The following is a 307-nucleotide window of genomic DNA, read 5'->3' as shown; positions in this document are numbered from 1 at the left end:
TTCTTCACACGAGGTAGCTGAGTTAAAGGCTAACTTAGGGGCTGACTTTAAGTTGGTGACCCCGGGAATAAGGCCTGCATTTGCTTCAGTGGGGGATCAGAAGCGGATTATGACACCGTATGAAGCTGTTCAGGCTGGCTCAGACTATTTGGTGATAGGTAGGCCAATTACTCAAGCTGATGACCCAATGGATGCCTTATCAAAGATAACCAAGGAGCTGGCGCTTGGGTAAGGTTTCAAAAAGCTTGATAGCTTTGTTCTGTTTTGTTCCTGTTATGCTTAGTTTTGCCGGGCCGGAATCGAAACA

The 307-nt window shown here is 46.6% G+C and carries 1 protein-coding gene; it reads left to right on the top strand.

The features are described 5' to 3' along the window. Window positions 1-232 (top strand): orotidine 5'-phosphate decarboxylase / HUMPS family protein (locus A3757_RS03325; RefSeq protein ID WP_197469710.1); only part of this gene is annotated, 232 nt, incomplete at its 5' end. Window positions 233-307: the final 75 nt, after the last annotated feature.

Source organism: Oleiphilus sp. HI0117, from assembly GCF_001635235.1.
The sequence above is the reverse complement of the archived record's forward strand: the minus strand, read 5'-3'. Positions and strand labels throughout refer to the sequence as shown.